This window comes from Streptomyces sp. AJS327 (assembly GCF_013450295.1).
Lineage (GTDB): Bacteria > Actinomycetota > Actinomycetes > Streptomycetales > Streptomycetaceae > Streptomyces.
In genome coordinates this window covers 861,833-887,214 of record NZ_SKBR01000003.1, presented here as the reverse complement: position 1 = coordinate 887,214, position 25,382 = coordinate 861,833, and the positions used below count along the sequence as shown (strand labels likewise).

Below are 25,382 nucleotides of genomic sequence, written 5' to 3'. Positions count from 1 at the left end.
GGTGGGTCCGGTCCTCCCCCGGTGTACGACCACGCCGTACTGAAGTCGCTGCTGGGCGCGTGGGCGCTCGCCGCCAGCTCCCCGGCGGAGACGCGGGCCGTCGAGGAGCATCTGAGCGGCTGCGCGGCCTGCGCCGAGGAGGCCCTGCGGCTGCGGGACGCGGTCGGCCTGCTGCACCCCGAGGACAACCTGGACCTCGACCCGCGCCTCCGCTCGCGGGTGCTGGAGGGCTGCCTGGAGCGCCGCCGCCCACGCACCCCGGTACCGGAGTGGGCCGCTCCGTACGACGCGGAGACCGCGCGGCTCGACGCCCTGCTGCGAGACATGGCGGCGGACGAGTGGCGCGCGCCGGTGCGGCTGCGCTGGTTCGAGGACGAACGGCAGACGGGAGCGGACACCACCGTCTCGGGGGTGATAGCCCATCTCCTCGCGGTGGACGGGCTGCTCGCGGGCGCACTGGGCCTCCCCGACCCGCTCGGTGACGGGCCGGAGGAACGATCCCCCGACGGGCCGGACGAGCGCACCACCGCGCTCTGGCGCTCCCTCGCGCCGGACGAGCGCCCCTCCACCGTCCTCGGGGCGTGGCGCGAGCAGAGCCACTCGGTGGTGCGGACGGTCTCCTTCGCCCCGCATCTGGGCGCCGAACGGGAGTTGCCCTACCGCGACCTCCGCTTGCCGCTGCGGGACGCGTTCCTGGAGCGGGCCTTCGAGTGCTGGGTGCACGCCGGGGACATCGCGGAGGCCGTCGACTATCCGCACGGTCTGCCGCTGCCCGAGCATCTGCACCAACTCGTCGATCTCAGCGTGCGGTTGCTGACCGAGTCGCTCGCGGGCCGTCGCAGATCGGGGCTGGCCGCGCCGCCCCGCCGCCTCGCGGCGGTGGGCGCGCCGGGCCGCACCCTCCGGCTGGAGGTGGAGGGCAGCGGCGGCGGGCTCTGGCACGTACCGCTGGACTCGCCGGGCGCCGCGTCCACCGAGGGCGAGGAGGTGGCCCATATCGCCCTGGACTGTGTGGAGTTCTGTCAGCTCGCGGCGGGGCACGTGCCGCCACGGGACGCGGCGGCCGGGCAGGAGGGCGATCCGGAGGCGATCCGGGAGGTGCTCTTCGCCGCCGCCTCGCTCTCCCACCTCTGACGCGCACCGCCGACGCTCCGACCTCTGACGCTCCGACCTCCTCCGACCTTCCGGCCGCCGCCGCTCGCGCCGCTGACGCTCCCGCCTCCGAGTCCTCTGACGACGGCTCCCCGGCACGGGGAGTCGGGCCGCGCTGACAGCGGAGGGCCGACGCCCGAGGGGTGGGGGGAGGAGTGAGGGCCGAGGCCGAGGGGTGAGAACCGGCGCCGACGGTCGCGGGCTCACGGCCAGGGGTGACGGGCGGGCGGTTCGCGCGTGGGCTTGGCGGTTCGCGCGTGGGCTTGGCGGTTCGCGACGGGGGCGGTTCGCGCGTGGGGCGGGTTCCGGGCCGCTCCTCCGCGCGGGGAGCCGGGAGAGCAGGTGCCTTCTGAGCACTTGGCCCCAGGGCCGCTCCTCCGGCGCGCGCGGAGCCGGGGGCCGGGTGGGGTGCGGGTGGCGGCCGGGTGGGGTGCGGGAGCCTCGCGGGTGGCCGCCCGGCCATCGGGCCGGGGACGTATCGTGGGCCACATCACGTCAGTTCGCCCACCGTCCTGGCTCGTTCTCGACGCGTGAGCGACGGTGGGGGCGGTCAGCGGCCCAGACCGGGGCAATCCGCCGGCGCTCGGGGGCATCCCCCGTCAACCGCGCGCCGGGCGATTTCTAGGATCGGTGCCAGGCGGTGCTTCGACCGCGCTCTCCCCGATCCCTGAAGAGGTGTGCATGCAGCCCACGGTCCTCGCCATTCCCGAGCAGCCCGAAGGTGGCATCGCGGGCTGGGCGGCACAGCTGGTCGACACGATGGGCGGTCCCGGGGCCGGTCTCGCCATCGCGCTGGAGAACCTCTTCCCGCCGCTGCCCAGCGAGGTGATCCTGCCGCTGACCGGCTTCGCCGCCGGGCAGGGCGTGCTGAGCCTGGCCTCGGCGCTGTTCTGGACGACGCTGGGCTCGGTCGTCGGGGCGCTCGCGCTCTACTGGATCGGCGCGCTCCTGGGCCGGGAGCGGATGTACAAGATCTGGGAGAAGCTGCCGCTGGTGAAGACGGCCGACCTGGAGCGCACCGAGGCGTGGTTCGCGAAGCACGGCACCAAGGCGGTGTTCTTCGGCCGGATGGTGCCGATCTTCCGCAGTCTGATCTCGGTACCGGCCGGTGTCGAGCGGATGTCGGTCCCGGTGTTCACCGCGCTGACCACGGCGGGCAGCCTGCTGTGGAACTCGGTGCTGGTGCTGGCCGGCTACTGGCTGGGCGACCAGTGGGAGAAGGTCGAGGACTACGTCGGGATCTTCTCCAAGGTCGTGCTGGTGCTGGTCCTGATCGGCCTCGTCGTCTTCCTCTTCGCCCGGGTGACGCGGGGGCGCGGTCAGCGCCGTCGCGGCCAGCGCCGCTGACGGCCGGAGACCTCCCCGGGCCCGTAGGCGGCGGAACCCCGCCAGCTCCGGGCCCGGGCCGGATCCGGGCCGCAGGGCGGCCGCACCTCCGGGCCGTGCCCGTCGGACGCGCCGCGGATGCCCGTCCGATGCCGGTCGGATGCCCGTCCGGTGTCTGACGGGCGCCCGTCGGTCGGTGCCGTCAGGTGAAGACGACGGTGCGCTGGCCGTTCAGCAGGACCCGGTGCTCGCTGTGCCACTTGACGGCGCGGGCGAGCGCCTGGCACTCCACGTCCCGGCCGACGGCGACCAGCTGCTCGGGGGTGGCCTCGTGTCCGACGCGCTCCACCTCCTGCTCGATGATCGGGCCCTCGTCGAGGTCGGCGGTGACGTAGTGGGCGGTCGCGCCGATCAGTTTGACACCCCGGGCGTGCGCCTGGTGGTAGGGCTTGGCGCCCTTGAAGCTCGGCAGGAACGAGTGGTGGATGTTGATGATCCGCCCGGACAGCTCGCGGCACAGGTTCTCCGAGAGGACCTGCATGTAGCGGGCCAGCACCACCAGTTCGACGCCCTCGTCCGCGACGAGCCGCAGCAGCCGCCCCTCGGCCTCCGGCTTGGTGTCCCGCGTCACCGGGATGTGGTGGAACGGGATGTCGTAGGAGTCGACCAGCTCGCCGAAGTCCGGGTGGTTGGAGACGACGGCCGCGATCTCGACGGGCAGCGCCCCGATCCGGGAGCGGAAGAGCAGGTCGTTCAGGCAGTGGCCGAACTTGCTCACCATGAGGATGACGCGCATCCGCTCACCGGCGCGGACGATCCGCCAGTCCATGCCGAAGGAGGAGCCGACGGCCGCGAAGCTCGCCCGGAGCTTGTCCACCGTCACCGAGGGCTCGGCGCTGAAGTGGACCCGCATGAAGAAGAGCCCGGTTCCCGGGTCGCCGAACTGCTGGCTGTCCTCGATGTTGCAGCCCGTCATGAACAGGTAACTGGACACCGCGTGCACGATGCCCTTCCGGTCCGGGCAGGAGAGGGTGAGGACGTACTGCTCCGGGTCGGCGGAGCGTTCGGATTCGGGAAGTGACTCGCTCATACGGACAAGCCTGGCACACCCTTCCCCCACGCCTCCCCGGCCCCGCCCCCACCGGACCACACACCCCACGGGGCGGGCCCGCGCGGGGCCCACCCGGTCGGAACCGGCCGGTCAGACCGTGCGGAGGCGGATCGCGAGCGCGTCCAGGGTGTCCGGGGCACGGTCGGGGTCGTCGCCGTCGTTCGCGGAGAGCCGCACGTGCGCGTCGCGGGCCGCGCGCATCGCCTCCGGCCAGTCCGCGTTCTCCATGTACGAGGTGACCGGGGCGTCCGCGCCCACCTGATGCATGATCCGCAGGACCCGGAGTACGGCGGTGTCGACGAGCGCGGCCTCCTGCGCGTCCCGGAAGATCGTGCCGATGTACTTCTCCGCCGACCAGTTGTCCAGCCAGGTGTCCTCGACCAGGCGGTAGACGGCGTCGGTGACGTCCCCGTAGCCGGGCAGTCCCGCCACCCAGCACTCCCGCTGGAAGACGGGGTCGGAGAGCATGTGCAGCGCGGAGCGCACGTTGCTGCGCCAGCGCCACCAGGGCATGTCGTTGACGGGCATGCCACCCATGGTGGTCGACGGGGCGGTGCGGCGGGAAGTCTTCACGGAACCTGGCTCCATGGCCTCGACCATACGTTCCCCCGGGCGTCCCCGCTCCCACCCCTCCCACCCGGTCCGGGCCGCGCGCCCCGGCCCGCGGGCACCGGTGGGCCGCACCGGGCGGCCGTCCGCCGCCGCGGGCGCGCGAGCCCGACTCCCGCCCCCGTACGGGGAGTTCACCGGGACGAGGGACCCGGCGCCGGGCGCCGGGCCCGCGTCACAGATCGCCGAACTTGCGGGTGGGCAGGTCGTACTTCTGGGCGGTGGGGTTCCACAGCGCGGCGGCGCGCTTCTTCGCCGCCGTGGCCTTTCCGCTCTCCCGGTGTCCCGTGGAGGTGTGCGGGGTGATGCGGGCCTTCCCCTTCGTGCAGTTCTTCTTCTTGTCCTTCGCGATCTGCCCGGCCCAGGAGGCGTAGTGCCGATCCGCCGCCGCTGACGCCTTCCACGCCCGCACGAGCGAGGAGTTCAGCTCGGCGGTCCGGGGCAGCTTGTCCGTCTTCAGCTCGCGGAGCCGGGTGACCAGCCCGTCGCGCTGCTTGGCCGCGCCCTTGAGGTCCGCGGCCGCCTGGTCGAGCCGCTGGCACTTCCGGATCGACTCGACCGAACGGATCACCGCGGCGCGGCTGTTGTTGCTCTGCGCGAGCAGCGCGTCGAGCTGCTTGGCCTGCGGCTGGGCCGGATCCGGCGCCGGTGAGGACTTCTTGGCCTCCGGCGACTTCGAGGGTTCGTCCTTCGACCCGTTGTCGCTGTCGCCCCCGCTGCTGAGCACCGCGCCCACCGCGAGCCCGACGACGGCGAGCACCGCGACGCCGATGGCCGCCAGCATCACCGGCGACCGGCCACCGCCACCCCCACGACGGCCGCCCCGGCCTCGCGGCGGCTGGCCGCCGGGCGGGGCGCCGAACTCCGGCGGACCGCCCGGGCCGCCCTGCTGATGGGCGGCGGCGCCGTCGAAGAGAGGCAGGCTCTGCGTGGAGCCCGGATCGCCCTGGGCCGGGTTCGGCTGCGCCGGGCCGGAACGGAAGAGACTGTCGAACTCGGCCGCGAGCGGCGGCTGCTGGGGTCCGCCCTGCTGCGGCTGGGGCGGCGGGGCCTGTCTGTGCCGACCCGCCTGACCGCCGTCCGGCGGCAGCGGGGAGCGCAGCATCTGGGTCGACTCCGCGGCGCTCTCGCCCGGGATCGGCATGTGCTGGGTCGCCTCGGAGTCCCCGGCCGCGGGGATCGGCGGGAGCAGCTGGGTTCCGTCCTCGGAACCGGGCGGCCCGCCGGGGGCCGCCGGGGGCGGCCCCTGGCCTGGAGCGGGCGCGGGCGGCTCCTCCCGCGGGGTGGGGCGCCGGTGCGCGCCGCGCGGCGGGAAGCCGTCGGGCAGTGGCGTTCCGCCCTGGCCGGGCATCGGCCCGGGCTGCCCGGGGGCGGCGCCGGGCGGGACCGGGGGCGCGCCGGCGGGGGGCGGGGGCATGCCGTCCGGGGTGCCGGGTATCGGCGGGAGCAGCTGCGTCCCGTCCTCCGGACCGGAACCGGCCGCCGGGGGTATCCCGCCGGACGGGAACCCGCCGCCGGACGGCGGGAGGGGCGCGCCCGATCCGGGCAGCGCGCCGGGGTGCGCCGGGGGAAGCTGGTGTGCCTGGTGTGTCTCGTGCGCCTGGTATGCCGGGGCGCCGTGCCGTCCGCCGGGGCGGGCCTCGGGGGCGGGCGGTGCCCCGGGTTCGGGCAGCTGGCCCGCGGGGGCGCCCGGCGGGGGCAGCGGTGCGCCGGAGGACGCGGGCGGCAGCGCGCCGCCGGACGGGGTGGCCGGGGGCAGCGCGCCGGGGGCGCCCTCCTCGGGCAGCGGCGCGGAGCCCGGCATCGCCCCGGCGGGGTCCCCGCCCGCCGGGTCGCTGGGCGGCGGCAGGGGCTGGCCGCCCCAGGTGCCGCCCTGGTCCCTCGGCACGGGCAGCGCGGAGCCGCCCTCCGCTCCGGGCACCCCGGTCGGCGTGGCCGCGTCCGGGCCGGTGGGCGGCATCGGTGGCGGCATGGACGGCTGCTGCGGGGTGCCGGGGAGCGGCGGGGCCTGCGGTGCGGCGTGACTCTCCGGCCCCCACGGGGCGGCCTGACTCTCCGGTCCCCAGGGACCGGCCTGACTCTCGGGCCCCCACGGTTCGCCCCAGGGCTGCCCGGCGGGTGGCTGGTTCCGCGACTCGTCAGCCTGGCGCTGCTGTTCGGGGGTCCACGGATCACCGTTGGCCGGTAGCACGACGCCCTCGTAGGGCGTCGTGGTCGAGGGCTGCGGACCGTCGTCCGCGGCGCTTCCCTGCCCCCGTCCGTTGTGCGTTGTCACCGGGACTCCTCAGTCGCATGGCTCATGGAATCGTCGGGTTACGCTACCGGCTCACGGGGATCGGGGACGACGCCCTCGGGGGAAACGTCCCGTTATGCCACGGCTCTCCACTCCAGTCGCGCCGAGAATTCCCGGACGGCGGGCTCCTTACCGAACGGTTCGAGTCGTTGCCGGAAGCCGTCCAGGTACTCCGTTCCGCGCTCCGAGCGCAGGGTGGCGAGGAGTTCGGTGGCGCGGGTGCCGGTGTGGCAGGCGCGGTCGACCTCCCGCTGTTGCGCCTGCGCGGTGGCGAGCAGCAGCAGGCCGATGGCGCGGCGCCGGGTGCGGGTCTCGGCGTGCCCCTCGACGGCCTGTTCGGCGCACTCCGCCGCGTTCTTCGCCTGCCCCAGGTCCCGGTGACAGTGGGCGAGTTCGTCCGCGAGGTAGGCCCGGTCGAAGTGGCGGATCCACTCCGGGTCGTCCCCCGAGTCCTCGGCGGCCTCCGCCCGTTCCATGGTGTCCAGCGCGCGGGTCATCCGCTCGGAGCAGGCCACCGCGTCCCCCATCAACGCGTGGCCGCGCGCCTCCGCGGCGTGGAACATCGCCTCGGTACGTGGGGTGACCTGGCCGCGCGCGCCCTCCTGGGCCGCGCGGGCGAGTTGGGCGATCTCACGCGGGTTGCCGAGGGTGGCGGCGAGGTGGCTCATCCCGGCGGCCAGTACGTACCCGCCGTAGGCGCGGTCGCCCGCGGCCTGCGCGAGCCGCAGCGACTGGATGTAGTACCGCTGGGCGAGGCTCGCCTGGCCGGTGTCGATGGCCATGTACCCGGCGAGTTCGGTGAGTCGGGCGACGGCCGAGAACAACTCCCGCCCGGTGCGCTCCCGGTAGGACCCGGCGAGCAGGCCGGAGACCACACTGTTCAGGTAGTGCACGAGCACGGCGCGCAGGTGCCCGCTGCCGTACCGGTGGTCGAGGCGGGAGAGCGCGTCCGTCATCGCGCGCACCGCCTCGACGTCGGACTGCCCGACCCGGGTGCCGGTGGTCCGCGCGACCTGGCTGTCCGGTGCGGTGATCAGCCAGTCCCGGCTGGGCTCGACCAGCGCGGAGGAGGCGACGGACGAGCCGGTGAGGAAGTCGCGGCGGCCGACGTCGCTGCGCCACAGCTCGCAGACCTGCTCGACGGCGCCGAGCACCGTCGGGGAGAACTGGAGACCGACGCCGGAGGCGAGGTTCTTGCCGTTCGCCATGCCGATCTCGTCGAGTGTGACGGTGCGGCCCAGTTTGCGGCCGAGCGCCTCCGCGATGATGCCGGGGGCTCTGCCGCGCGGCTGCTGACCGCGCAGCCAGCGCGCCACGGAGGTCTTGTCGTAGCGCAGGTCGAGGCCGTGTTCGGCGCCGCACATGTTGACGCGGCGCGCGAGACCGGCGTTGGAGCAGACGGCTTCCTGAATGAGCGCTTGCAGCCGTTCGTTGGGCTGCCGTGCGATGAGTGGCCTGGCGGCCATGCGATCCCCCCTGAGGCAGAAGGTTGTGGACGATCACTGCCCCGTGCGTATGCCCATGATTCCCACGAAAAACGGCAGTTCCTCGCGCATCGCACCGGAGCGGGTCAGAGGACTACCCCCACTTCAGCCGCGACTCCTGCGCGCGCCCCCCGCTGTGCACCGATGCGCCCCGCCCCTCCCGCCAATGGCCGGTTCGCTCCGGCCGGTTGACCCGGCGGCGCGCCCGTTCCGCGCGCCGGGCGGCGGCGCCGCCCCCACCGGCTGCGACACCTCCCACCCACCGAACTCCCCCCGCCCCGGCACCCCGTCGCCCGCGATCACCCCAACCGCCGCCCACTCTCCCCACGTTGACTCCCCGTCGTGTCCCGGCCCGCGAACTCCCCACCGCCCGCGTCCACCTGGCGTCCACCCGGGGGCGCCCGCGCCCGCGCCTCCCCGGGCAACCCGCGCGGACCCACCCGAACCCCACTGACTCCCGAACGGGCCCCCGCGCGAATCTCCGCGCGGGCCCCGGTGCCGGAGCCACGGCGCGTCCCGCGACGGCCGTACCCGCCCGGCACATCACCTTTGCCCTACATGCGGCCTTCCGTCCGGAACGGGAGCGGCCGGCTGGGGGCGGACGCGGGCCCGGGGCGCGGACACGGGCTCCGGGGGGCGTTCTGGTGGGTGTCCTAGGGTGGTCAGCGGGTGTCGGCAGGCTCCCGGGAGGCGGCGAAAGGCGAGACGGTGGCGACGGAGATACCGCGGGACGGGCACGGCGGAGCCGGTGGCACCGGCCCCCCGGAGGGCGCGGCGGGCCAGGGCACGGGCCCCGGTGACGAGTGGGCGGCGCGGCCCGGCGCGGCGGAGGGCGCCGGGACCGCCGACGGCACCGTCCGGAGCGCCGTACGGGTGCGGAACCTGTGGAAGCAGTTCGGTGAGCAGGTCGCCGTGTCCGGGATCGACCTGGATCTGCCCGCCGGGCGGTTCGTCGGCCTCGTCGGCCCGAACGGCGCGGGGAAGACCACGACGCTGTCCATGGTGACCGGGCTGCTGCGCCCCGACTCGGGCACCGTGGAGATCGCGGGCCACGACGTGTGGCGGGACCCGGCCGCGGTGAAGTCCCGGATCGGGGTGCTCCCGGAGGGGCTGCGGCTCTTCGAGCGGCTGTCCGGTGAGGAACTCCTCGGCTATCTGGGCGCGTTGCGCGGTATCCCGGCGGACGAGACGGAGCGCCGGGCCGGTCAGCTGCTGGACGTCCTCGACCTGTCCGGCGCCCGGAACAAGCTGATCGTCGACTACTCGACCGGGATGCGGAAGAAGATCGGGCTGGCCGCCGCGCTGCTGCACAACCCGGAGGTGCTCTTCCTGGACGAGCCGTTCGAGGGTGTCGACCCGGTCTCGGCGCAGATCATCCGCGGGGTGCTGGAGCGGTACACCCGCTCGGGCGCGACCGTCGTCTTCTCCAGCCACGTGATGGAGCTGGTCGAGTCGCTGTGTGACTGGGTCGCGGTGCTGGCGACCGGCCACATCCGCGCGTACGGCTCGCTGGAGGAGGTGCGGGGCTCCGCGCCCTCGCTGCATGAGGCGTTCCTCCACCTCGTCGGCGCGGGCGACCGCTCGGCCGACGAGCGGCTCGACTGGCTGGGCGGCGGGGCCTGATGGACACCAGCCTGTCCCCGGCCCCCACCCAGGCGCCCGCTCCCGGTACCGGCGGCGGGGTGCCGTCCCCCGCGCTGACCTCCGTGTTCGTCCGGATGCGGCTGTCGTTGCTGCGGAACGGGCTGCGCCAGTCGACGGGCCGCCAGGTCGCCTTCGTCATCTCCATCGTGCTGGCGGTGGTGTTCGCCGCCCTCCAGCTGCTGGGGCTGCTGGTGCTGCGCGGCAACGCGCACGCGACCGAGGTCACCGTCGTGCTCGCCGGGCTGCTGGCGCTCGGCTGGGCGGTGACCCCGCTGTTCTTCCCGGGCGGCGACGAGACGCTCGACCCGACGCGGCTGACGATGCTGCCGCTGCGGCCCGGACCGCTGGTCACGGCGCTGCTGGCGGCCTCGCTGGTCGGTATCGGCCCGCTGGTCACGCTGCTGCTGGGGGTCGGCGCGGTCGTCGCCCCGGCGCACGGCGCCGCCGCGTGGCTGACGGCGGCGCTGGCGCTGCCGCTGCTGATCCTGGTGTGCGTGGCGCTGGCCCGGTCCGTCGCCGCCGCCAACGTCCGGCTGCTGACCAGCCGGAGGGGCCGCGATCTGGCGCTGATCAGCGGACTGGGCGTCGCGGTGGGCGCGCAGTTCGTCAACCTGGGCATCCAGAAGCTCTCCGAACCAGACGGCCTCTCGGCGCTGGAGCCGTACGCGGCGGTGCTCGGCTGGCTGCCGCCCGGCTCGGCGGTCGCGGCGATCGACTCGGCGGCGGACGGCGCGTACGCGGTGGCGCTGGCGCGGCTCGCGATCAGCGGGGCGGGCCTGTGGCTGCTGCTGCGGTGGTGGCGGCACAGCCTCACCCGGCTGATGACCTCCCCGGACGAGTCGACGCTGCCGCACACCGACAAGGCCGCCACGGTGCGCGCCCGGCGCGGCCCCGGCGCGCTGTTCCCGGACGGCCGTACCGGTGCCGTGATGCTCCGCACCCTGCGCTACGCCTGGCGCGACCCGAAGACCCGGATGGGCTGGGCGTCCGCGCTGGGGCTCGGGGCGCTGCTGCCGGTGGTGTTCGCCCTCCAGGGCAACGACAGTGTGTACAGCGTCTTCTGGGCCTCCGGGCTGCTCGGCATGATGATGTACAACCAGTTCGGCCAGGACTACAGCGGCTTCTGGCTGGTGGCGTCCACCATCTCCACCGCCCGGGACGCGCGTCGCGAGTTGCGCGCCCGCATGCTGGCGCTCGCGCTGATCGCGGCGCCCTACATGACGCTGGTGGTGGTCGCGGGGACGCTGCTGACGGGCGAGCGGGACCGGCTGACGGAGATGCTGGGGCTGTCGGCGGCCGTGCTCGGCGCGCTGTTCGCCACCGGCGCGCTGGCCTCGGAACGTTTCCCGTACTCCATCCCCGCCGACGACATCCACCGGAACGTCGCGGCGGGGCAGGGTTCGCTGGCCTATCTCAGCCTGCTGGGCGGCATGCTCTGCGCCGGGCTGCTCTGCGCACCGGTGATCGTCCTGGACGTGTGGCTGCACACGTCGACGGAGGGCGGTCCGGGCTGGCAGCTGCTGGCGGTCGGCGCGGCGTACGGGGTGGCGCTGTGCGCGGTGGCGCTGCGGCTGGTGTCGCGGCGGGTCGTCCGGCGGCTGCCGGAGATCCTCACCGCCGTCAGCAAGGGCTGAGCCCCCCGCCGACGGCCCGGACGGTCCGGACGGCCCCGGCCCCGAGGGGGTGGGGCCGCCGGGCCACGGAGGGCGGCAGGGCCGGGGGCGACGGGACGCGGCCGGAACCCGGCGTCCCCCGGGGGGAGTTGGCGTCAGCCGACGCCGGGCAGCGTGGCCTGGAGGAACGGCTCGACGACGCGGCGCCAGTCCTCCGGCTGGTCGTAGTGGATGAGGTGCCCGGCCTCCGGCACCTCCGCGTAGATCCCGCGCGGCAGCACCCGCACCATCTCCTGCGCCTCGGCCCGCCCCAGCTCCCCGTCGATCCCCCGCACCACGAGGGTGGGGCAGCGCACCAGCGCCAGCTCGTCCCAGTGCGCGTCGTACACCCAGGTCTCGCGGGCCCGCAGCATCTGACGACGGGAGAAGACCGGCCGCCAGCCGTCCGCCCGCTCGGCCATCACCTCGGCGAAGAACTCCCCGCGCGAGGGGTTGGGCCGCTCCAGCGACGGGTCGTCCTCGCCGAACCACCGCCGTACGTCGGCGAGTGTCGCGAAGGGCACCGGCCAGGAGGCGAACCACTTCTCCCACTCGCGCTGCGACCGCTCGCCCAGCGCGGAGGCCCGCATGTCCGAGATGACCAGCGCCTGCACCAGGTCCGGGCGTCTGGCGGCCAGTTGCCAGGCGGTCAGCGCGCCCATGGAGTGCCCGATCAGCGCGAGCGGGGCGAGGTCGAGCTGTTCGAGGGCGGCCTCGGCGTCCGCCACGTACGCCTCCCGGTCGTACGGCAGCTCGCCCGGCTTGTCACTCCGCCCGTGCCCGCGCTGGTCGAGCCCGACGGCCCGGTAGCGGGCGGACAGCCAGCGGGCGGTGTCCGCCCAGTGCGCGGCCCGCCCCATCAGACCGTGCAGCAGCAGCACCCCGGACGGACGGCGCTGGCCGGCCGGCCCGTCGGCGCTCTCCGGGCTCACCTTGGGCGGGTCGGCGTACTCCCAGGCGGCCAGCCGGACGCCCTGCGCGCCCGTCACATTGATCCGTCGCACCATGAGTCGTGGCACCCCCACTCAGACTCGCAGACCAACACGCAGCTTATCGAACCCATATTCGAACACGCTGTGCCGCGGCAGCTCCCGGGCGCCTCCCCTCGGTCAGGCGGCAGCCTCGGAAACCCCTCGGACCGGCCGGAGCCGGGAGACCAGCCGGACCGGCCGAACGGGCCGGAGCGGCCGGACGCCGGGACGGCCGGAAACGCTGACCCGGCCAGAACTCCCGGAGCGGCCGGGGCGGTTGGGACGCCGGGGATAACCGGGACCGGGACGGCCGGGACCGCGCGTGAAGGGGGCGGGGAGCGCGAGCGGCGATGCGCCCGCCCTCAGCCGAACGGGACCGTCCGCTTCGGCTCCCGCCGGAGCCCCGCACCGAACGTCTCCCGGATCCGCGCGCCATGACGGTCTCCCTCCGCTCGATGGTTCCCCGCGGGACGCCCCGGCCGGAGCGTCCCCTGTACGGGCCCCGCACGGAGACCCCTGCCTCGATCCGCCCGGCCGCCGACGCGTTCCGGCCCCACCGGGGACCGGCCCACCGGCGCCACACCGGTGTCGCGTCCGCGCCACCCGCTGACGGATCCCGCCCGGCTCCTCGGGCCCGGCTTCCGCCGGGCCTCCCCCTCGTCCGTCCGCCCCACGGCCACGTCGGGGCCACCGCCCCGCGATGCCTCAACTCCCCGCGCCGCCCGTGCGTTCCGGCGTGCTTCCCGCTCCGCTCTCCCTCCCGGCCCGGCGGGGGCGCGGACCCAGCGTCCGGCGCCTCCCGCGCGCCGGTGCCCCCTCCGCCCGGCGGGCGGCGTCGGGGCCGGACGGACGCGGGCCCCGCGCCACGGCCGCCCCGCGCTCCGGCGGCCGCCGGTCGGCGGTGCCGCCCGGCGGCCGCCGCGCCCCTCAGGTACGCGTCACTCTCGTACTGCCGGGGCGGTTTGGGAAGACGTGCCGTTCACACGCCGTGCGCGGCGCGGGGCGCGCGGGGCCGCCCGGCTCAGCGCTTGGCGACGAAGACGTGCGTCGCGATGTCCGCCTCCAGCTCGGCCGCCTCACCACTGCTGCCGATCAGCACCCCGCCCGCGGCCCCGGTGTGCACGCTGACCACCGCGCCCGGCTGCACCCCGGCCCGCCGCAGCGTGTACATCAGCTGGGCGTCCATCTGGATCGGCTCACCGATTCGCCGCACCACGACTGTCTTGCCGTCACCCGAGGTGTCCAGGTCCGTCAGGCTGACCATGCCGTCGTCCAGGAACGGGTCGGCCTCCGCCTCCTCGCCCAGCTCCTCCAGCCCGGGGATCGGGTTGCCGTACGGCGACTCCGTCGGGTGCCGGAGCAGGCTGAGCACGCGGCGCTCCACCGCCTCGCTCATGACGTGCTCCCAGCGGCAGGCCTCGGCGTGCACCTGCTCCCACTCCAGCCCGATGACGTCCACCAGCAGGCACTCGGCCAGCCGGTGCTTGCGCATGACCCGCGTCGCCAGGCGGCGGCCCTCGTCGGTCAGCTCCAGGTGACGGTCCCCGGCCACCGTGACCAGGCCGTCCCGCTCCATCCGCGCCACCGTCTGGCTGACCGTCGGGCCGCTCTGGTCCAGCCGCTCCGCGATGCGGGCACGCATGGGGACCACGCCTTCCTCCTCCAGCTCCAGGATGGTGCGGAGGTACATCTCCGTGGTGTCGATGAGTCCCGACATGCGTAGCCCCTAGTCAGTTCGTGCGGTGGCCTGACGTCAATTCTGACGCATCGGGCGGGCAACCGCGCCGCTCCGGCGGGCAGACGTATTGACAGTCGACTGGTCCAGACCTCACCGTTCCGCCATGACCGAGAGCACGCTCGCCGACGACTTCCTCGACGCCGCGATCGCACTGCTGCGGCAGGCCAGAACCGGGGAGGCGGAGAACATCGCCGCCGCCGGAACGCTGCTCGCCGACACCGTCGCCAACGGCGGCCGGGTCTTCGTCTTCGGCGCCGGTCACTCCTCGCTGCCCGCGCAGGACGTGGTCTACCGCGCGGGCGGCCTCGCGATCATGAACCTGCTCGCCGTCCCCGGGGCGGTCGGTGTGGACGTGCGGCCCGCCACCCTCGGCAGCGCCCTGGAGACCGTCAGCGGACTCGCCCGCACCGTCCTCGACACCAGCCCCGCCGCCGAGGGGGACCTGCTGGTGGTGATCTCCCTGTCCGGGCGGAACACGCTGCCCGTGGAGATGGCCTCGCACGCCCGCTCCCGCGGTATCGGCGTCGTGGGCGTGACCTCGCTCGCCTACGCCCGCGAGACCACCCCGCGCAGCGCCAGCGGCACCTTCCTCAAGGACCACTGCGACCTGGTGCTCGACAGCCGGATACCGGTCGGGGACGCCACCCTCGTCGACGAGCGCGTGGGAGCGCCCTTCGCCCCCGCCTCCACCGTCGTCACCAGCGCGCTGATGCAGGCCGTCGTCGCCACGGCCGCCGGTGAACTGGCCGCCCGGGGGATCGACCCGCCGCTGCTGCGCTCCGGCAACGTCGACGGCGGACACGACTGGAACGCGCGGGTGTTCCACGAGTACGGCGACCGCGTCTTCCACCAGAACTGACCCCGGACCTCACACCGACCGAACCCGTGACCGGAACCCGGACCGGAACCCACACCGGCGGAACTGACACCGCCACCGGCCGGGGCTCCCGGCGCCCCCGGGGGGCGCGGCACCGCCCGCCGCGTGCGCCGCGTTCACCCCATGGGGTGAACCAGCAGGCGGACGTTCGGCGACGCGCGGCCGAACCGCCCTCCGGGCGGGGCGGGTTCGGCCCTCCGGGGCGGCCGGGTCAGCGGATCGCGTAGGCGAGGTCGATCGCCCCGGCGACCCGCAGGGCGACCTCCTCCGCGTACGCCGCGTCCGCCCGGTCGAAGGGGGCGCGGGAGGCGCCGCGCAGGAAGGTGGCGATACCCAGCGACCGTCCCCGCGCGCGCAGCACCGTGCACAGCGCGTGCGCCGTACCGTCCGGCCAGCGCCGCTCGGCCGCCCAGCTCGCGGGCGCCGGGCCCCCGGCGCTCGCCCGGACCGCCCCGCACCGCAGGTACGCCTGCACCGCCGGATGCCCCTCGCCGTACCCCACCGGGATGCCGCTGGCGAGGCTCGGCTCCACCGGCGGGACCCGGCCGGGCGAGGAGACCGGCGCGGTGGCCGCGCGCAGCAGCCGGGGGGCGGCGTCGCTCCCCGCGCCCGCGTCCCGCGGCCAGCCCTCCCGGGGGTCGGCCAGGTCGAGCAGCGCGTGGTCGGCGAACCCCACCAGCGCGAAGTCGAGTTGGACGGCGGCGGCCTCCATCGGGCTCTCGCACTCGGCCGAGGCCCGGGCCGCGCGGTGCAGCTGGCTGCCGCGGAACCGGAGCCGCGCCGCGTCCTGTTCGGCCCGCTTGGATTCCGTCACGTCCTGGAACAGCCAGGCGACACCGAGCGGAACCGGTTCCTCGGCCATCGGGGAGTCCAGTCGCAGGAAACCGCTGCGCCAGCAGCGGCGCACCGCCGCCGTACCCCGCTTGCCCGGCCCGCCGCCGGAGCCACCGCCCTGGCCCGCCCGGCCGCCGGAGGCCGGGCCGCTCCCCTCGTCCGTGCGGGTCGCGGCGGATCCCGGGGGGCCGGGGGTCTCCGGAGGCGTGGCCTCGCGCAGGGTGACCCAGATCTCGGCGGGCGCCGGGGTCGCCCCCTGGCCGAGTACGTGCTGGAGGGCGCCCTCCAGCTCCTCGACGCCCTGCTCGACGACGTCGCCCAGCGGGCGGCCCAGCAGTTCGGCGCGGGTGGCGCGCTGGAAGGCGCGGGCCGCGTAGGAGTTGACGACGGCGGGGCGCAGGTCGGCGTCGACGAGGACGGCGCCCCAACAGGCGTCGTCCAGCAGCGCCTCGCTCAGCGCGAGGGAGCGCTCCAGCCCGACCTGCGCGTGCACCTCGCTGAACGCGCAGTACACGCCCCGCGAGCTGCCGTCCGCCGCGACCATGCCGGTGGCCTGGGTGCGGACCAGCACTCGCCCCCCGCTCTTGGTCAGCAGCGCGAACTCGTGCACCCGGCGCCCGGCGCCGCCGGGCGGGCGCAGCAGGCGGGTCTCGACCTCGTCGGCGTCGGCGGGGCGGACCGCCCAGCCCGCCAGCCCCGCGCGGCCCACCGCGTCCGCCCGGGTCCAGCCGAGGATGCGCTCGGCCTCCCGGTTCCAGTGGGTGACGACACCCTCCGCGTCGAAGGCGCAGAGCGCGGCGTCCATACCGTTGAGGAGAGCGGCCAGCAGCAGCTCGTCCTCGTCGGGTCCGCTCGTCTCCCGGCCACCACTCTCCGGGGTCGAAGCGGAGTGGGTTTCCGATTGCGTCGCCACCGTGGCCCCCAGCCGTCTTGCACGCTGCCAGGTGCGCGGGACAGACCGGAACGTCCGCGCACGGGCGTCATTCAACTCGAACGTGACCCATCCCACACCGACTTCGGGGAAATCGTTGCTCCCCCGAAATTCGGTTGCCCACCCCGGGGGCGGCGCCTAACGTGCGGGGCACACGAGAAAGGAGGTGATCCGGTCGATGTACGACTACCGGACGCGTGAGGTGGCTGCGGCCTGAGAGCCGTCGCCCCGTGTGACGCCGGTTCGCCGGCTGAAATCCCAGCAGTCACCCGGCCCGCGGGCTCGTCGGACTCGTCCGACCGACGCCCTTCCGCCCCGGCGGAGGGAGTCGCCCGCGGGCCGTCTGCTGTCTCCAGGCCCGCCGCTACCCGCCGCGCTCTCCGCACGCCCCGGGTGTTCCGGGTGTTCCGTGTCTCCCGTGGGTTCGGCGTCCGCGCCGGGCCTTCCGTGTGGGCGCCCGTCCCGTCCCCGGCACCCGGTGGCCCGCGCCGCCTCCCGTGGGTGAGGCGGCGGGCGCCGGTCAGGGGCAGAGACGCTCGACGGTCCAGTCGTCGCCGGACTCACCGCCGGACCCGGCGGGGGGCTCGGCGGGCTCCGCCGGGGACGGCGGGCCGTCGTCGGTCCCCCCGGGCGCGGCGGTGGCGTCCGCGGCCCGGCGTACGTAGCGGAGCCGGTCGTGCAGCCGGTTCTCCCGGCCCTGCCAGAACTCGACGCTCTCCGCGCGCACCAGGACGCCACCCCACTGCGGCGGCGCGGGCACATCGGTGCCCTCCGGGTAGCGCTCGGCCAACTCCTCGTACATCCGGTCCAGTTCGGCTCGGGTGGCGATCCGCGAGGACTGCTCGCTCGCCCAGGCGCCCAACTGCGACCCGTGCGGACGGGTCCGGAAGTAGGCGATCGTCTCCTCGCGGCCGACGCGCCGGGCCGTACCGGAGACGATCACCTGGCGGGCGATGCCGTGCCAGGGGAACAGCAGCGAGACGCGCGGGTTCACGTCCAGCTCCCGGCCCTTGCGCGAACCGTGGTTGGTGTAGAACACGAAGCCGCGCGCGTCGTGCCGCTTCAGCAGCACCGTGCGGGAGCTGGGGCGGCCGTCGGCGTCGGCGGTGGAGAGGATCATCGCGTTCGGCTCGTGCAGCCCGCTCTGGTAGGCGTCGGCGAACCAGCGGGCGAACTGGGTGAAGGGGTCGGGCGCCAGCTCGTCCTCGGAGAGGCCCCGCGCCCGGTACCGGGCGCGCATGGCGGCCGGGTCCAGCGAGGTCGCGGGGTGGGTGGGCGCGTCGGCGACGGCCGGTGGGGAGGCGTCCGGGGCGCCGGAGCGGGCCTCGGGGGCGGGCGCGTCGTGGGATTCGTCAGAACTGGCGGCGGCGGCAGAGCTATCAGAAGGGACCACGCGGCCATCTTGCAGCATGCCGCCGCGACCCGGCCGGGGAGCCCACGGGATCTCGGGGATCTCCGGGGAGGACCGGGTGGTGGCCGCGCACCGGCTGGCGGCCGGGGACGGCGCCGGACCGGGTACGGACCGGGTACGGGGCACCTGGTCGCTTCGGTGGCCCAGGATCCGAAGGCGCCTCGCCGCACGGCGCCGGATCGGCGCGGGCGCGGCCTCCTGTCTACCCCGCCCGCCCCCGGCTACACCTCCGCCGCCTCCCCGGCCCCCTGTGCCGCTTCTCACGCCGCCGCACCCTGCCACGCGCCCGCGAACCGTCGAGAATCAGGTGTTCCGTGGATGTGGGATCCCGGCGCCCCCGACTATCGTGGCCGCTCCACCCGGAGCGCCCCGACCGCTCGTCGGCGCGTCACCCCGGCCCGCCCGGTGGGTCGCCGCTGGTAGCCGTCCGGACACCTCCGGCGGGCCGCCCGACGGGGACACCGCCGCGCCGGACCCGACGGGGCGGCGCGTGGAACCGCCGGTCGTGGCGGACCCGGTGGACACCGCCCGGTCCCGCAGCCAGTCCGGCCGACCGCCGTCAGCGCGCCTGGCGGCCCAGCATGAGGGAGCCGCCTGATGTCCGATTTCGTACCCGGACTTGAGGGAGTCATCGCGTTCGAGACGGAGATCGCGGAGCCCGACAAGGAGGGCGGCGCGCTCCGCTACCGCGGGGTCGACATCGAGGACCTGGTCGGCCGGGTCTCCTTCGGCGAGGTCTGGGGACTGCTGGTGGACGGCGGTTTCGAGCCGGGCCTCCCGGCCGCCGAGCCGTTCCCGATCCCGGTCCACTCGGGGGACGTGCGGGTCGACGTGCAGTCCGCGCTGGCGATGCTCGCACCCGTCTGGGGGCTGCGGCCGCTGCTGGACATCGACGAGCGGCAGGCGCGCGAGGACCTCTCCCGGGCGGCCGTGATGGCGCTGTCCTTCGTCGCCCAGTCGGCGCGTGGCCAGTCGCTGCCGATGGTGCCGCAGCGGGAGATCGACAAGGCCGACACCGTCGTCGAGCGGTTCATGCGCCGCTGGCGTGGTGAGCCGGACCCGAAGCACGTCGCCGCCGTGGACGCCTACTGGACCTCGGCCGCCGAACACGGCCTGAACGCCTCCACGTTCACCGCCCGCGTCATCGCCTCCACCGGCGCGGACGTGGCCGCCGCGCTCTCCGGGGCGGTCGGCGCCATGTCGGGCCCACTGCACGGCGGCGCCCCCTCCCGCGTCCTCGGCATGATCGAGGAGATCGAGCGCAGCGGTGACGCGCGGGCCTACGTCAAGGACCAACTCGACCGGGGTGAGCGGCTGATGGGCTTCGGGCACCGGGTGTACCGGGCCGAGGACCCGCGGGCGCGGGTGCTGCGCCGGACGGCACGGGAGCTGAACGCCCCGCGCTACGAGGTGGCGGAGGCCCTGGAGCGGGCCGCGCTCGCGGAGCTGCGGGAGCGGCGCCCCGACCGGGTGCTGGAGACGAACGTGGAGTTCTGGGCGGCGATCGTGCTCGACTTCGCCGAGGTTCCCGCCGAGATGTTCACCTCGATGTTCACCTGTGCCCGTACGGCGGGCTGGTCGGCGCACATCCTGGAGCAGAAGCGGACGGGGCGGCTGGTCCGGCCCTCCGCCCGGTACGTCGGCCCCGGTCCGCGCACCCCCGACCAGCTCGGCGCCCCCAGCAACTGACCGCAGTCCGCAGGTGGATTGCCCAACTCGCCGCTACGCGCGATGCGTTGGTGAACGACCGCCGGTTCCAGGGCCGTTGGCGTCGGGCCAACGGCCCTGCGGCCGGAGCGGTTCCGGAGGCCGGGCGGTCCGTGGCCCCACCGGGCGGGGTGAACACCGCCGGGCGCGGCTGCCGTTCTGCGGCCTTCAGCTCCGGCGGTTCCCGGTCGGCGGTCCCCGTCCCGGTCCCGGTGGCTACGGGTGGGCGGTGCGGAGGGTGTCCTCCACCAGCCGCGCCCACTGGGCGACCACGCGGGCGCGGCGCGCGCTGTCGTCCGTGAGCAGGTTGGCCAGGCCCAGCCCGCGCGCCATGTCCAGCAGCCCCTGGACGGTCTCGCGGGCGCCCGGCACCGACTCGTCCACACCGAGCAGTTCGACGGCCATCCGGTGCGACTCACGTCCGAACCTGGCCTCCAGATCCCGTACGCGCGGGCCGAGTTGCGGCTCGTTGGAGGCGGCCACCCACAGGTGCAGCGCGGCCCGGAACAGCGGGCCGGTGTAGAGGTCCACCAGGGCCTCCACGGCGGTGGCGACCGGCGACTCGCGCGGCAACTCGCGCAGCGCGCGGGTGCGTTCCTCCGCGACGTACTCGACGGCGGCCGTGAACAGGTCCTCCCGGGTGGGGAAGTGGTGCTGGGCGGCGCCGCGCGAGACGCCCGCGTGCTCCGCGACCACGGAGACGGTGCTGCCGGTCCAGCCGCGCTCGGCCAGGCACGTCACCGCCGACTCCAGCAGCCGGCGCCGCGTCGCGCGGCTGCGGTCCTGCTTGGGCGCCGCGCCGCGCGCGTCGCCGCGTGCGTTCAGCACACCCATGCGGGATCCCGTCGTTCGAGGAAGGCGGCCATGCCCTCGCGGGCTTCCCCGGAGGCGAACAGGCGCGCGGACAGTTCAGCGAGCGTACCCGTGTCCCGGTCGAAGGCGCGGAGGACCTCCGCGGTGACCAGCGCCTTGGACTCCGCGAGGCCCTGCGGGGAGCCGCGCCGCAGCCCGTCGAGTACCGGTGCCAGCGCGGTGTCCACGGCGGCCTCGGCGGCCTCCGCCGCCCCGGCGGGGTCGCCGGTCGCCTCGGGGGCGTCCCGGGGCGGTTCGGCGGCGAGGGTCACCAGGCCGATGCGGGCGGCCTCGGCGGCGTCGAACCGCTCCCCGGTGAGGTAGTAGCGGGCCGCCGCGCGCGGGTCCACGCGGGGCAGCACCGGCATCGAGATGACGGCGGGCGCCAGCCCGATCCTGGCCTCGGTGAAGGCGAAGGTGGCGCCCGGCCCGGCCACCGCGATGTCACACGCGCTGAGCAGGCCCGTTCCCCCCGCCCGCACATGGCCGGTGACCCGCGCGACCACCGGCTTGGGGAACTCCACCAGCCGGCGCAGCAGCCGGGCGAGGTCCAGCGGGGCTGAACTCGGCGAGGCGGGGGTGTCCGCCGCGCTCGCCTCGGTGAGGTCGGCCCCGGCGCAGAAGGTGCCCCCGGTGTGGGTGAGCAGCACCGCCCGCGTCTCCGGGTCGGTCTCCACCTCGGCGAGCGCCGCGTACAGTTCCGCGACGAGCTGGGCGGAGAGCGCGTTGCGGTTGCGCGGTGAGTCCAGGGTGAGCGTGACGATGCCGCGATCGGCGGCGCGCCGGATCAACTCCACGGTGGTTCTCCTCGGTTCGGGTTACGGGCCGCCAACGGGACGCCCCTCGGGCGACGCTGGCGCCCGTCTCGGTGTCGGTCGGCCGTCTCGGTGTCGGTCGGCCCGTCTCGGTGTCTCGGTATCGGTCGGCCCGTCCCGGTGTCGTCGGGCCCCTTCTGTGAGGGGCCCCATCTCGGCTGCGGAGACGAGGTGTTCGGGCAGGGGGAGTTCGTACGGGGCCCGGGCGTTCGTACGCGACGGGCGTTCGTACGGGCCCGGGGCGGGGCGGGGACGGTCCCGCCGCGCCCCGCCACCGGGCGCCGCCCCGCCCCGCCCCGGGTGGACCGGTGAACCGTTCCCCGCCGCCGGGGCCGTGTGGGGCCGGGGCGCGAGTGGGGCGACGGGGCGGTGCTCAGTACGACTTGGGTAGGCCCAGGCTCTGGTGGGAGACGTAGTTGAGGATCATCTCCCGGCTGACCGGCGCGATCCGCGCCACCCGGGACGCGGCGATCATCGAGGCGAGACCGTACTCCCGGGTGAGCCCGTTCCCGCCCAGCGTGTGGACGGACTGGTCCACCGCCCGCACGCAGGCCTCGGCCGCCGCGTACTTGGCCATGTTCGCCGCCTCGCCCGCGCCGACGTCGTCGCCCGCGTCGTAGAGCTGGGCGGCCTTGTGGGTCATCAACCTGGCGAGTTCCAGCTCGATGTGGGCCTGCGCGAGGGGGTGGGCGATCGCCTGGTGCGCGCCGATCGGGCTCTTCCACACCTGCCGGGTACGGGCGTAGTCCAGCGCCTGGCCGAGGGCGTAGCGGCCCATGCCGAGGCCGAACGCGGCGGTCATGATCCGCTCCGGGTTCAGCCCGGCGAACAGCTGGAGGAGTCCGGCGTCCTCGTCCCCGACGAGGGCGTCGGCGGGTAGCCGGACCTCGTCCAGCACCACCTCGAACTGCTTCTCCGGCGCCTGGATCTCCATGTCGATGGCGTTGTACGAGAAGCCCGGGGTGTCCCTGGGGACGATGAACAGACAGGCCTTCAGCTTGCCGGTCCTGGCGTCCTCGGTCCTGCCGACGACCAGCGTCGCCTCCGCGATGTCGACGCCGGAGATGAAGACCTTCCGGCCGGTCAGCACCCAGTCGTCGCCGTCCCGGCGGGCGGTGGTGGTGATGCGGTGGGAGTTGGATCCGGCGTCGGGCTCGGTGATGCCGAAGGCCATCTTCCGGCTGCCGTCCGCGAATCCGGGCAGCCACTCCCGCTTCTGCTCCTCGGTGCCGAAACGCGCGATGACGGTTCCGCAGATCGCGGGTGACACGATCATCAGCAGCAGCGGGCAGCCCGCCGCGCCCAGCTCCTCCAGCACGATGGAGAGTTCGGTGATACCGCCGCCACCACCGCCGTACTCCTCCGGCAGGCTGACGCCGAGGTAGCCCAACTTGGCCGTCTCGCGCCAGAGTTCGTCTGGCTGGGCGCCCTCGCTGACCACCTTCGTGAAGTAGTCGCGGCCGTAGCGCCGTCCGAGTGCGGCGACCGCCTCGCGCAACGCCCGCTGCTCGTCCGTCTCCAGCAGTCCGGTCATGTCCGTCCCCTCTCCTCCGGTACTCCTCCGGTCCGATCCGCGTGCTGGGAGCGTCCGGGCGCCGGAACGCCCGGTCCCCCGCCGCCACACGGGGTGCCGCGCCCACCGCCCGGCCCGCTCGGTGGTCCCCCGAACTCCCCCCGGGCGGTAAGGCGTTCGGTGCTACGCGCCGTGGCCGCCAGCGGTGCTCCCGGCGTCCGCCGGGTCGCCGTCGCCCCCGCCCGTCGGGTCGGCCCCGGCCGTCCCGGAGTCGTCCCCGCCGTTCACGGCCGTTTCGGTTCCCGGGCTGACGACGGCCAGCACCGTGCCCAACTCCACCTGGCTGCCCGGCCGGACGCGCAGGTCCGTGAGGACGCCCGAGGTGGGGGCGGCGACGCGGTGCTCCATCTTCATCGCCTCCAGCCAGAGCAGCGGCTGCCCCTCCACCACGGCGACGCCGGGCGCGAGTCCGTCCGCGACGCGGACGACGGCGCCCGGCATCGGCGCCAGCAGGGACCCGGCCTCGGTGGTGTCCTCCGGCTCGGGCAGCAGCGGCAGCGCGGTGAACGTGTGCGAGCCGAGGGCGGAGTCGACGTGCACGCGCCGCCCGAAGTAGCCGGGTTCGGCGCCGTGTCGGGTGGGGCGTCGGGCACCCGGCGAACCGCCGCACGGGGCGCCGCCGGTCCCGTAGACGCTGACCTCCACGGTGTGGAGCACGCCGCGCACGTCCAGCGTGACGCGGTGCGGGGTGGCCCCCACGAGGCGGACGCCCGGGAAGTCCGGGGCGTGCAGGCCGTCGCGGGTGAGCCGGTACCGGATCTCCCGTTCGACGCCGTCCGGTTCCCGGCGGTACCGCTTGGTCTGCGGCTGGGAGACGAGGTTCCGCCAGCCGCCGAGCCGGGCGGCCACTCCGGGGCCGCCGGTGCGGGCCGCCGCGTCGGCCAGCGCGGCGGCGAGCGCGGAGAGCGCCGCCGGATCCCCGGAACCGCCCTCCTGGTCCCGCGTGTTGGGCCCGGCCGCCGCGACCTCCTCGCGGTCGGTGAGCGCGGCGAGGTGACGGTCGTAGAAGCCGGTGTCGAGCCGGGCCGCGCGGAAGTCCGGGTGCCGCAGCGAGCGGACGAGCAACTCGCGGTTGGTGACGGGCCCGTGGACGCGGGCGCGCTCCAGCGCGTGGGCGAGCCGTCGGACGGCCTCGGCGCGGGTGGGGGCCCAGCTGACCACCTTGGCGAGCATCGGGTCGTAGTGCGTCCCGACCTCGTCGCCCGCCTCCACGCCGCTGTCCAGCCGCAGCCCTCCGGGGCGTCCAACACCCCGGTCGCGCGGGCTGGTTGGCCCCCCGTTCCGGTCGGCGCCGGGGACCTCCAGCCGGTGCACGGCGCCGGTCTGGGGCCGCCAGTCGCGGGCCGGGTCCTCGGCGTACAGCCGGGCCTCGACGGCGTGCCCCTCGGCGGGGCCCGGTCCGGCGGGGTCCAGCGCCGCGCCCTCGGCGACGCGGATCTGCTCCGCGACGAGGTCCACGCCGAACACGTACTCGGTGACGGGGTGTTCCACCTGGAGCCGGGTGTTCATCTCCAGGAAGTAGGCACCGGACCCGTCCTCCGGAGCCCCCTCCCCACCGTGGCCCGGCGCGCCGGTGCCGGGGGCGCGGACCAGGAACTCGACGGTTCCGGCGCCCTCGTACTCCACCGCTCGGGCCGCCCGTTCGGCGGCGCGGTGCAGCTCCTCCCTCAGGGACGCGGGGAGTTCGGGCGCGGGCGCCTCCTCGATGACCTTCTGGTGGCGGCGCTGGAGGGAGCAGTCGCGGGTGCCGAGCACCCACACGGTGCCGTGCCGGTCCGCGAGGATCTGCACCTCCACGTGCCGCCCGCGCTCGACGTACGGCTCGACGAAGACCTCGCCGTCCCCGAAGGCCGCCTCGGCCTCCCGCCGGGCCGCCGCGACCTCGTCCCGGAGGGCGTCCAGCCGCCGCACCACGCGCATACCGCGACCGCCGCCGCCGGAGGCGGCCTTGACCAGCAGTGGCAGGTCCGCCTCGACGGCGGCGTCGGCCTCGACGGGCTCCAGCAGCGGAACGCCGGCGTCGCGCATCAGCCGCTTCGCGCGGGTCTTGGAGGCCATCGCGGAGATCGCCTCGGGGGGCGGGCCGATCCAGCACAGCCCGGCCTCCCGCACGGCGGTCGCGAACTCGGCGCTCTCGGACAGGAATCCGTAGCCGGGGTGGACGGCGTCGGCTCCGGCGGAGCGGGCCGCCGCGACGAGGAGGTCGCCGCGCAGGTAGGTGTCGGCCGGGGCGTCACCGGGCAGCCGGACGGCGCGGTCGGCCTCCCGGACGTGCGGCGCCCCGGCGTCGGCGTCGGAGTACACCGCGACGGTCTCCACACCCAGCGCGGCGCAGGTGCGCAGGATCCGCCGGGCGATCTCCCCCCGGTTCGCCACCAGAACTGAACCGATCATCTCTCGCT

General features: G+C 75.3%; 18 protein-coding genes. 6 read left to right on the top strand and 12 right to left on the bottom strand.

From position 1 onward, the window contains the following. Positions 1 to 21 precede the first annotated feature (21 nt). Positions 22 to 1,134 carry a zf-HC2 domain-containing protein gene (locus E0L36_RS20935; RefSeq protein WP_374705567.1) on the top strand — a complete coding sequence of 371 codons (1,113 nt, stop codon included), beginning with the start codon at positions 22 to 24 and terminating at the stop codon, positions 1,132 to 1,134. 699 nt (positions 1,135 to 1,833) lie between these two features. Further along, entirely contained in the window at positions 1,834 to 2,499 is a 666-nt protein-coding gene (locus tag E0L36_RS20930; protein WP_180930649.1) for a DedA family protein, read from the top strand. A gap of 181 nt (positions 2,500 to 2,680) precedes the next feature. Here the strand turns inward: E0L36_RS20930 and purU are convergent, their stop codons facing one another. The 4 genes from purU to E0L36_RS20910 all read right to left on the bottom strand — a co-directional run bounded on the left by purU (position 2,681) and on the right by E0L36_RS20910 (position 7,957). Further along, the gene (gene purU, locus E0L36_RS20925; protein WP_180930648.1) at positions 2,681 to 3,568 is read right to left on the bottom strand and encodes a formyltetrahydrofolate deformylase; all 888 of its coding nucleotides are present in this window, start codon (positions 3,566 to 3,568) and stop codon (positions 2,681 to 2,683) included. 111 nt (positions 3,569 to 3,679) lie between these two features. Next, a complete protein-coding gene (locus E0L36_RS20920; protein WP_180930647.1) occupies positions 3,680 to 4,177 on the bottom strand; it encodes a hypothetical protein in 498 nt (165 codons plus the stop codon). Positions 4,178 to 4,373: 196 nt separating this feature from the next. Next, complete coding sequence (locus E0L36_RS20915) at positions 4,374 to 6,473, bottom strand: hypothetical protein (protein ID WP_180930646.1); 2,100 nt, start codon at positions 6,471 to 6,473, stop codon at positions 4,374 to 4,376. A 92-nt stretch (positions 6,474 to 6,565) separates the two neighbouring features. Continuing rightward, a complete protein-coding gene (locus E0L36_RS20910; RefSeq protein WP_180930645.1) occupies positions 6,566 to 7,957 on the bottom strand; it encodes a transcriptional regulator in 1,392 nt (463 codons plus the stop codon). A 738-nt stretch (positions 7,958 to 8,695) separates the two neighbouring features. Here E0L36_RS20910 and E0L36_RS20905 point away from each other — a divergent pair. Both E0L36_RS20905 and E0L36_RS20900 read left to right on the top strand, forming a co-directional pair. Beyond that, positions 8,696 to 9,598, top strand: a complete 903-nt coding sequence (locus E0L36_RS20905; RefSeq protein ID WP_374705574.1) for an ABC transporter ATP-binding protein — start codon at positions 8,696 to 8,698, stop codon at positions 9,596 to 9,598. Further along, positions 9,598 to 11,253 (top strand): transporter, encoded by a 1,656-nt coding sequence (locus E0L36_RS20900; protein ID WP_180930644.1) that lies wholly within the window; start codon positions 9,598 to 9,600, stop codon positions 11,251 to 11,253. The genes E0L36_RS20905 and E0L36_RS20900 overlap by 1 nt, the downstream gene beginning before the upstream one ends. A gap of 134 nt (positions 11,254 to 11,387) precedes the next feature. Here E0L36_RS20900 and E0L36_RS20895 read toward each other — a convergent pair whose 3' ends face one another. Together E0L36_RS20895 and E0L36_RS20890 are read right to left on the bottom strand one after the other, a co-directional pair. Further along, positions 11,388 to 12,278, bottom strand: a complete 891-nt coding sequence (locus E0L36_RS20895) for an alpha/beta fold hydrolase (RefSeq protein ID WP_180930643.1) — start codon at positions 12,276 to 12,278, stop codon at positions 11,388 to 11,390. Between the two features lie 985 nt (positions 12,279 to 13,263). Then, on the bottom strand, positions 13,264 to 13,959 hold the full coding sequence (locus E0L36_RS20890; RefSeq protein ID WP_180930642.1) for a metal-dependent transcriptional regulator: 696 nt from the start codon (positions 13,957 to 13,959) through the stop codon (positions 13,264 to 13,266). A gap of 124 nt (positions 13,960 to 14,083) precedes the next feature. Between E0L36_RS20890 and E0L36_RS20885 the strand changes: the two genes are divergently transcribed. Next, complete coding sequence (locus tag E0L36_RS20885; RefSeq protein ID WP_180930641.1) at positions 14,084 to 14,839, top strand: SIS domain-containing protein; 756 nt, start codon at positions 14,084 to 14,086, stop codon at positions 14,837 to 14,839. A gap of 229 nt (positions 14,840 to 15,068) precedes the next feature. On the opposite strand, the gene E0L36_RS20880 is transcribed toward E0L36_RS20885, so the two are convergent. Continuing rightward, complete coding sequence (locus E0L36_RS20880; protein WP_180930640.1) at positions 15,069 to 16,604, bottom strand: PAS domain-containing protein; 1,536 nt, start codon at positions 16,602 to 16,604, stop codon at positions 15,069 to 15,071. Positions 16,605 to 17,142: 538 nt separating this feature from the next. Continuing rightward, positions 17,143 to 17,862: a pyridoxamine 5'-phosphate oxidase gene (gene pdxH / locus E0L36_RS20875; protein WP_180930870.1), complete on the bottom strand. Its 720-nt coding sequence runs from the start codon at positions 17,860 to 17,862 to the stop codon at positions 17,143 to 17,145. A 768-nt stretch (positions 17,863 to 18,630) separates the two neighbouring features. Here pdxH and E0L36_RS20870 point away from each other — a divergent pair. Further along, positions 18,631 to 19,722: a citrate synthase 2 gene (locus E0L36_RS20870; RefSeq protein ID WP_180930639.1), complete on the top strand. Its 1,092-nt coding sequence runs from the start codon at positions 18,631 to 18,633 to the stop codon at positions 19,720 to 19,722. A 234-nt stretch (positions 19,723 to 19,956) separates the two neighbouring features. Here E0L36_RS20870 and E0L36_RS20865 read toward each other — a convergent pair whose 3' ends face one another. The 4 genes from E0L36_RS20865 to E0L36_RS20850 form a co-directional block, all read right to left on the bottom strand. Then, a complete protein-coding gene (locus E0L36_RS20865; protein WP_180930638.1) occupies positions 19,957 to 20,574 on the bottom strand; it encodes a TetR/AcrR family transcriptional regulator in 618 nt (205 codons plus the stop codon). Further along, entirely contained in the window at positions 20,562 to 21,389 is an 828-nt protein-coding gene (locus E0L36_RS20860; protein ID WP_180930637.1) for an enoyl-CoA hydratase family protein, read from the bottom strand. The genes E0L36_RS20865 and E0L36_RS20860 overlap by 13 nt, the downstream gene beginning before the upstream one ends. Before the next feature lie 391 nt (positions 21,390 to 21,780). Further along, positions 21,781 to 22,941 carry an acyl-CoA dehydrogenase family protein gene (locus E0L36_RS20855; protein ID WP_180930636.1) on the bottom strand — a complete coding sequence of 387 codons (1,161 nt, stop codon included), beginning with the start codon at positions 22,939 to 22,941 and terminating at the stop codon, positions 21,781 to 21,783. Between the two features lie 162 nt (positions 22,942 to 23,103). Then, entirely contained in the window at positions 23,104 to 25,374 is a 2,271-nt protein-coding gene (locus E0L36_RS20850; RefSeq protein WP_180930635.1) for a biotin carboxylase N-terminal domain-containing protein, read from the bottom strand. Between the last annotated feature and the right edge of the window lie 8 nt (positions 25,375 to 25,382).